This is a genomic window from Bacillus sp. LR--39 (genome assembly GCF_053613335.1).
In genome coordinates, this window is the sequence record NZ_JBSIOT010001399.1 from 1 (window position 1) to 555 (window position 555).

1 pseudogene is annotated in these 555 nt (G+C 41.8%); it reads left to right on the forward strand.

The window, feature by feature from the left end:
• Positions 1-104: 104 nt before the first annotated feature.
• Positions 105-555: pseudogene (locus tag ACWHAR_RS30735) on the forward strand (branched-chain amino acid aminotransferase); the annotation flags it as partial.

Genomic DNA, 555 nt, shown 5'->3' on the forward strand with positions numbered 1-555 from the left:
TTGAGCAAACCTATTGCGATTATTTGTTGAAGGTATACAATAGAATATAATTATTTTCAAATAAGTTTGATAATATAAACAATTTAACAGCAGGGAGATTGACCATGACTAAACAAACGATTCGCGTTGAATTGACATCAACAAAAAAACCGAAACCAGACCCAAATCAGCTTTCGTTCGGAAGAGTGTTTACAGACCACATGTTTGTAATGGACTATGCGGCAGATAAAGGTTGGTACGATCCAAGAATCATTCCTTATCAGCCCTTATCAATGGATCCGGCCGCAATGGTCTATCACTACGGCCAAACCGTGTTTGAAGGGTTAAAGGCTTACGTGTCAGAGGATGACCATGTTCTGCTTTTCAGACCGGAAAAAAATATGGAACGCCTGAATCAATCAAACGACCACCTCTGCATCCCGCAAATTGATGAAGAACAGGTTCTTGAAGGCTTAAAGCAGCTTGTCGCAATTGATAAAGACTGGATTCCAAATGCGGAGGGCACGTCCCTTTACATCCGTCCGTTCATCATCGCAACCGAGCCTTTCCTTGGTG